At 37.1% G+C, this 6,891-nt stretch carries 7 protein-coding genes and 1 pseudogene; 5 read left to right on the top strand and 3 right to left on the bottom strand.

Going from position 1 to position 6,891, the window contains the following annotated elements:
* The 3 genes and pseudogenes from C6347_RS19320 to C6347_RS19060 form a co-directional block, all read left to right on the top strand.
* Positions 1-357 (top strand): annotated as a pseudogene (locus tag C6347_RS19320) (aspartate phosphatase); the annotation flags it as partial.
* A 481-nt stretch (positions 358-838) separates the two neighbouring features.
* Positions 839-1,864, top strand: coding sequence for a protein rep (locus tag C6347_RS19065; protein WP_106071965.1), 1,026 nt, complete (start codon positions 839-841; stop codon positions 1,862-1,864).
* 169 nt (positions 1,865-2,033) lie between these two features.
* Complete coding sequence (locus C6347_RS19060; RefSeq protein WP_106071964.1) at positions 2,034-2,582, top strand: hypothetical protein; 549 nt, start codon at positions 2,034-2,036, stop codon at positions 2,580-2,582.
* Between the two features lie 19 nt (positions 2,583-2,601).
* On the opposite strand, the gene C6347_RS19055 is transcribed toward C6347_RS19060, so the two are convergent.
* Complete coding sequence (locus C6347_RS19055) at positions 2,602-2,808, bottom strand: hypothetical protein (RefSeq protein WP_044140436.1); 207 nt, start codon at positions 2,806-2,808, stop codon at positions 2,602-2,604.
* Between the two features lie 219 nt (positions 2,809-3,027).
* Complete coding sequence (locus C6347_RS19050) at positions 3,028-3,252, bottom strand: hypothetical protein (RefSeq protein WP_047203783.1); 225 nt, start codon at positions 3,250-3,252, stop codon at positions 3,028-3,030.
* Between the two features lie 79 nt (positions 3,253-3,331).
* Between C6347_RS19050 and C6347_RS19045 the strand changes: the two genes are divergently transcribed.
* Positions 3,332-3,955, top strand: coding sequence for a hypothetical protein (locus tag C6347_RS19045; protein ID WP_106071963.1), 624 nt, complete (start codon positions 3,332-3,334; stop codon positions 3,953-3,955).
* Between the two features lie 122 nt (positions 3,956-4,077).
* Here C6347_RS19045 and C6347_RS19040 read toward each other — a convergent pair whose 3' ends face one another.
* A complete protein-coding gene (locus C6347_RS19040; RefSeq protein WP_106066838.1) occupies positions 4,078-4,551 on the bottom strand; it encodes a DUF3967 domain-containing protein in 474 nt (157 codons plus the stop codon).
* A 1,451-nt stretch (positions 4,552-6,002) separates the two neighbouring features.
* Between C6347_RS19040 and C6347_RS19035 the strand changes: the two genes are divergently transcribed.
* A partial coding sequence (locus tag C6347_RS19035) for a Rap family tetratricopeptide repeat protein (RefSeq protein WP_142394284.1) occupies positions 6,003-6,891 on the top strand: 889 nt, incomplete at its 3' end.

The raw sequence follows: 6,891 nt of genomic DNA, 5'->3' as shown, positions 1-6,891 counted from the left end.
GTACAAGCTTGTTATGATTTAGCCATCATTTTCTTTAAGCAGGGACGAAAAGAAGAAGCTCTTGATTATTGTGTGAAAGGAAAAAGCTATGCTGAAAAGTATGATGATTATATGTTTGTCGATCTTTTTAATGTGCTTCATGAGTTATATGTGACGGTTTCGCCTAGTGTTGAAGTCAATCAAAAATTCGATCAACTTTTATATAGTCGTGGTTATCCTTATTTAGAAGACCTAGCTTTAGAGGCTGGAAGATTTTATAATGACATAGAACGATTGGATGATTCTGTATTTTTTTACAAGAAGATGATCCAAGTTCAGAAACTGATTCAAAGGGGCGATTTTGAATATGACGTTTAAAAAAATTATGGCTGCCGTTTTGATTTTAGCTGTGGCTGTTGCGCCAGTTTATGGTTTAGCGACGCAAGATAACAGCGTTTCTGTTGCTTCAAGGAATGCAACATGATGTATCGTATTCGATTTGTAACATGAAAATCGACAGACCTTTAGGGTCTGTTTTTTTTTGTTGCTAAAAATCAAAAAAAAATCTCCCCCTGCGGGGAAATTTGGTTTAGTCTTTGGTCTTTTAGGTTTTTAGGTTTTGGTTTTTAAAAAGATGGCGTTTCGCCAGATTTTTGGGCGATTTTGACGGAGTCAGAATCGTGTCTTTTCTTATCTTGATACATATAGAAACATTGTCATTTTAAAAAAGTGCGATAAATACAGTGATGTCAAGGCTTTAAAGGCATTTTGACAGCACAAAACTCCATCTGCTATTATTAAGGTGTCGAATCTTAAATAATAGAATGCTAGAGAACTAGCGCAGAAGGAGTTTTTTGCTTTGTTTCATTCATCTGAATCGAATTATATCACCCTTGAGGACAAATCCGCAACAGGTAAAAAGCGGGATTGGAAAGGGAAAAAGTTGAGATCGTCACTTATGGCGTCTCATTATGAAGGACTTGAAAAGCGTACCGGTGCGCCTTACTACGGAAAAAAGGCAGAGAAAGTATGTGATTGTGCGGAATGTCTAGCGTTTAGAAGAGATAAAGAAACGGGCAGACTACGATTATATCAAGCCTATTTTTGTAAAGTGAGGTTATGCCCTATGTGTGCGTGGCGAAGGTCGTTAAAAATTGCTTGTCACAATAAGTTGATTGTAGAAGAAGCAAATCGGCAATATAAGCCTGCGTGGATATTCCTCACGTTGACGGTGAAAAATGTTGAGGGCGATGATTTAAAACAAACGATTACTGATATGATGCAAGGCTTTAGAAAGCTGTTTCAATACAAAAAAGTGAAAACAGGAACACTTGGTTTTTTCAGAGCTTTAGAGATTACGAAAAATCATGAAGAAAATACATATCACCCGCATTTTCATGTATTGATTCCAGTGAAAAGAAGTTATTTCACAGGTAAAAGCTATATCAAACAAGCAGAGTGGACAAGCCTATGGAAGCGTGCCATGAAATTGGATTATACACCGATTGTGCACGTGCAGCGGGTCAAAGGAAAAAAGGGCATTGATGCGGAAGCGATTGAAAAAGAAGTGCGCGAAGCAATGGAAGAGCAGAAAGCCATTTTAGAGATTTCTAAGTATCCAGTGAAAGACACCGATGTGATACGTGGGAATGAAGTGACCGAGGAAAATTTGGATACTGTTTATTATTTGGATGATGCACTCAATGCAAGGCGGTTGATCGGCTACGGTGGGATCTTGAAAGAGATTCATAAGGAACTGAATTTGACGGATGCCGAGGACGGGGATCTTGTTAGAATTGAAGAAGATGATGATGATGTAGCAAATGAAACGTTTGAAGTGATGGCACGTTGGCATGTTGGCATTAAGAATTACATAATCACGTAGATGAGCAGACCTATCATGGTCTGTTTTTTTTATGTCAATATGGCAGGTGAAATTTATTTTTTGATTGCGGTGTCCGCAAGCGTTTTAGAAACTTTTCCAATTAAGGTATTTTTAAGCAAATATTATGTTAAGTTCTTATTTCAAATAACTTTTGGGAGAGTGAGAGTTTATGAAAAAGTCTATTGTTGTTTTGTTAACCATGTTTACTCTTTTATTGTCTACTGCTTTTAGTGAAGGTGTTCAGGCTGAAGAGGCTAAGAGTCCATCTCGAGTTTCAAATGTTGACCCAGATGAAATCTATGCTGATCCTGTGGAAGGTACTATTAAACCTGAGTTTATAATGGATTTCCGTAACATCAAAAAGAACGTTAAAAAATCTACAGGTTGGTCTAAATATAAAAGAATATCTGATAATATCAAAACTGGTAAAGCAGGTGGCTCTATATCAGCTAACAAGTCGGTAACGTTTGGGACTACTTCTTCAGGAGATATTAAAGGGTTGACCTTCGGTTTTAATGTTTCTAAGTCTAGTGCTAAGGGTTACACATTGAATGTCGGACCAAACAAAAGAGTTTATATGGGTTATAGAGTTAACTACAACATTGAGAAAGGTGAAAATTGGCTAGTTGATATTGTTACAGGGAAAGTAATGAGTAAGAGTAAATACACTCATAAAAAGCCGAGATTTGGAGAGTATGGGTTGATCAACTATAAATAAAAAAAGAGTGGTCAATTGACTACTCTTTCTTTTTAATTAATAGCTGCCCTATTTTGAATGTTAAGTAGATAGATATTCCAACCATTATGGCTTTTGAAATCACAATACCGTTAAGAGCCAATTCATAACCATTTGGAATTAATGCATCTGTGTTAAAGCTAAAGAAAAGTGAGATTAATAAACATGCTCCAATTAGTATGTATCCTAAAATTTCTTTATTTTTCATTTTCCCCCACCTTAAATTTTAGTGAGCAAATGATAACACTTTCTGATTAAAAAAGACAGACTACATCTTGAAATCATTTACTGTGGAGGTGAATGTGATGACGATTGTAATTAATGTGATGGATTTAGGAGCATTCATTATTTGTACTTTGATGTTCATTGCATTGTGGTTTGAAGAAGCAGAAGAAGCCGGCAATTGAGCCGACTTTTGTGATACGTTTTATCCTTTTTTAGATTTATACGTATATTTGATCCCAAAATATACAAAAGAAAGTAAGAAAACAGTTATCCAAATCCACTGAATTTTAACCAAAAATATTGTAGTTGCTACTAATATAAGTATTGTTAAATCAAGCTTTTTCTCTAACTTTTTATGAGAGAGAACAAATACTATTAATAGTACAGCTATTATTGATGCTATTAGGTTTATAATGGTTTCACTCAATTTCAAACTCTCCTTTTTATGCTAAATGTGTTATTATTTTACTATGTATTAAAGGATTAAAGAATAGGAGTAATGTAATATGAGAAAAAAGACCTTTTCGATTCTTGTTAGTTTGATTTGTTTGTCATTAGCTTTTTCCTTTATTTTTCCTGCTAAATCCATTTCTGCCCAAACTGATGAAAGTATTGTATCAGATAGCGATGTACTTTTGAATGATTTCCCTGATATGGATGTTAACTTTGCGATATTAGAATTATTAGAAAACCTTCCTGATGAAGTTGCTTCTAAAGGTATTGAAAAGAGTGTTGAATGGTTTAACAAGAATAAAGGTAATGAATTTGCCGGTCAGAAATTCATAGCTGATGGACAATACTTAAAATTATCACCTGATTTTGATGAACCAGTTATGAGTACTTTGAGTGTGAGTGGATGTATTTGGGGAATTGGGAAAGCTATTGCTATGAATGCTTTACCTTGGTCTAAAATTTTAAAAATCAAGAAGGCTGTTAAAATTATGGGTGGAACTCGAGTGGTTGCTAATGCTTTAATTAAAGCTTATAAGCATCAACGTAATTTAGGTTATTCTAGAGCGAAATCTATAAAGAAAGCGATTAATGTAACTAAAAGAGCACTCCCAGCTGAATATGCAAAGCATTGGGTGGAGTTCTTCAGTCTAGGAGTTGTACAAAAAGAATGTTTTTAGTGTGATTTTTGATAAAAGCAGGCTCAAAAGAGTCTGCTTTTTTTGTTACATGCTTGACGGAAATCGAAAGATTTTAGCACTCACACAAGGGTGTGTATAAGTGCGCCATTTTCATGGGTGTCCTATTTCCAAAATTGCCACCACTTTTTTTGTTGAGCAGCAGCAATCATTTTTTTTGTTTCAATGGATTCTTTCAAAGCGAGCATGAGATTTTCATCTCGCTTTTTTTGTTGTTCTTCAAATTGTTCGAGTCGTTTTAGGATGGCCCGATTGAATTCCTCTTGTCTTTGAATGAGATCGGCGACATTGATATCTTGTAGCGGTGTAGCGGTATCCGATATGGACAAGTTTGACCGATACAAGGTCGCTACAAGTTTGGCTACTTCTTCTAGTGATTTACCACTCAATTTAGAGTGTGTGTATATATACTCCATAGCGGATAAATCGGACTCATTATACTGACGCCATCCCTTAGTGTCTCTGGCGAAATTATAGCCGTTTTTCTCAAGCATGGCGGCGTATTTGCGTATCGTGACGCTGGAGACATTGAGCTTGTTTGCAATGTCTTGTGAAGAAAGATAGGTTTCGGGTTTCATAGCGGGTTCACCTCTTTATGATTCATTCGCTACGGTATACGCTACGCCCTCTTAGATCAAAAGGCAAAATGTTTTTGTTTTGCGTAGCGGGTTGAAAGAGAAAAAAATTGATAAGTGTCGCTGAAGACATTTCGGAAAAGGTGAAAAGAGCATAAGGGGTTTTTGTCCCCACTTATGGTGTGGAACTAGGCAAAGCCTAGCAAAAAAATGACCCCAAAGAAGTGGTGTAAGTCACTCCTGCAGCAGTGGCGATTTTTGAGGTAATCACTTTCCCATCACTACTGAAAAACGAGCCGATCACTGTCGGATCAGTGATGAAAAATGATCGACCAGTTGCCGACCACTTGTCAAAGTGCCCAGTTATACGCACCAAAAAATGTGCGTGTTTTTAGAAAAGCCAACGGGGGTTTTTCACGAAAGTTTGGTAACGTTTTGTGTTCGAAAAGGAGCGCACCTGTACACAAAGAAAGGAGCGTTTTGCAAAAAAAATCAGTAGCAACAAGGGTTCAAAAGCTTTGAATTAAGTTTCGTGTTTGTTTTGTGTTGTTTCGGAAAAGTGTGCACTCAAAAGGAGCGTTACTGTTTAAAAAATGGAGTGAAAAACATGTGGCATGAGTCAACGGTAAGCGGAACGAAAGTGAGCATTAAGGAGTTGACTCATTCACCACATCCAAAGCCTATTGATTCAAACAAACCTCGTTTGTTTGCGCCAGCCGAAGGGGCATCCCCCGAAGATCGGGGGTAGGGGGTTTGAACATTTGCGATCCAACGGGCTGACCGTTGGCGGGTTTGGGCAGAGCCCATAAATAGTCACTGGAGAACCAGTGCCCACTTATGCACCTGAAAAGTTGCACGTGTATTTTCTCTCCGTTCAAAGCAGAATGCCAGGCATTGTACCGTTGGGAAATTGATGAAAAAATTTGGTGGAAATGATAGAATAAGAGAAAGTTTTATTCATCTGATTGTTTGGCGAAGGTGCGAAGCGAAAAGGCGGCGGTAGTCGCCTGAGTGGCAACGAAAAGCGTAGCACCGAGAGCCAAACGAGAACCCCCCCATGCTAACATGGGGGTAGTAATGGATGAGAAAACTGTTGGAAACCAATCATATCAAGGGATTGAGTCGTTTTCGTTTTGAAACGGTTTTTAATTAGATGATAAGATGCATGATTAAATACATAAAAATACCGAGGCTGTAATTCTAAAATGCCTCTGAGAGCGTTCAGATTCGATTCTGAGCGCTTTTATTTTTGTTCAGGTAATTGAAGTAGGAGGATGAGCCAAAAACGTTTATACGGGACTTAAATGCGTTTTTCGTTTAGTCTGCTGAATTCATTTTAAAAAACGTTTGCGAGATACCGAAAATTTTCAAAAATGGAAACGCAAGCAAGTTATAGCCGTATTTCATGTGCTAGGATTTAACATAAAAAAGCGATGTATCGGGGGATTGATGGTATGGGAACTATTGCAGCGCCTGTGGTTGGTCAGAAGATTAATGAGTGGTATCGACATATCAAAAGGTTGAATGTGACAGATGCAGAGATTCTCCGTAACGAAGTTAAGAATGAACTGGATTTGATGGAGGAAGACGAACAGGTTGTTCTTTATTTTCAGCTAATGGAATTTCGCCATGAACAGATGCTTGAATACGTAAATCCATCAAAAAATACTGTCAACAAAGCTGATTATTTGAGAGCTGTCGAAGGTGAAGGGAAAAGGCTTACTGGTATTATGGAGTACTACTTCAATTTTTTCAGAGGGATGTATGAGTTTTCTAAAGGGGAGTACATAAAAGCTATTACATTTTATCGCTATGCTGAAAGAAAACTTGATAAAGTAGCTGATGAATTGGAGCGTGCGGAGTTCTTTTTCAAAATGGCAGAAATCTTTTATCACATGAAGCAAACACATCTATCTATGTATTATGTTGAACAGGCGTATCATGCTTATAAGGCAAACAGTATATATCAAGTTAGGTTAATCCAGTGTAGATTCGTGATTGCGGGAAATTATGACGATCTGGTCAGTTATGAGAAGGCACTTCCCCATTTGAAATTAGCTTTACAGGAATCTATTGCACTTGGCCATGATTACATTACGACTAAGGGTTTGTTGAATTTAGGAAACTGTTTTAATAAACAAGATGATGTTGCGAAAGCAACAGTATATTACCAACGTGCATTAGAGTTAGGCGAGAAGATCGGTGCTAAAGAGGTTGTACAAGCTTGTTATGATTTAGCCATCATTTTCTTTAAGCAGGGACGAAAAGAAGAAGCTCTTGATTATTGTGTGAAAGGAAAAAGCTATGCTGAAAAGTATGATGATTATATGTTTGTCGATCTTT

Source organism: Bacillus sp. NMTD17, assembly GCF_002998735.1.
In the GTDB taxonomy this organism is placed as follows: Bacteria; Bacillota; Bacilli; order Bacillales; family Bacillaceae; genus Bacillus.
The sequence above is the reverse complement of the archived record's forward strand: the minus strand, read 5'-3'. Positions and strand labels throughout refer to the sequence as shown.

What these genes read in the sequence shown, in the direction of transcription:
- C6347_RS19055 (WP_044140436.1), bottom strand. Translation starts at nt 2,808, where the DNA reads ATGAAAAATAAAGAAATTTTAGGATACATACTAATTGGAGCATGTTTA.
- C6347_RS19045 (WP_106071963.1), top strand. Translation starts at nt 3,332, where the DNA reads ATGAGAAAAAAGACCTTTTCGATTCTTGTTAGTTTGATTTGTTTGTCA.
- C6347_RS19040 (WP_106066838.1), bottom strand. Translation starts at nt 4,551, where the DNA reads ATGAAACCCGAAACCTATCTTTCTTCACAAGACATTGCAAACAAGCTC.
- C6347_RS19060 (WP_106071964.1), top strand. Translation starts at nt 2,034, where the DNA reads ATGAAAAAGTCTATTGTTGTTTTGTTAACCATGTTTACTCTTTTATTG.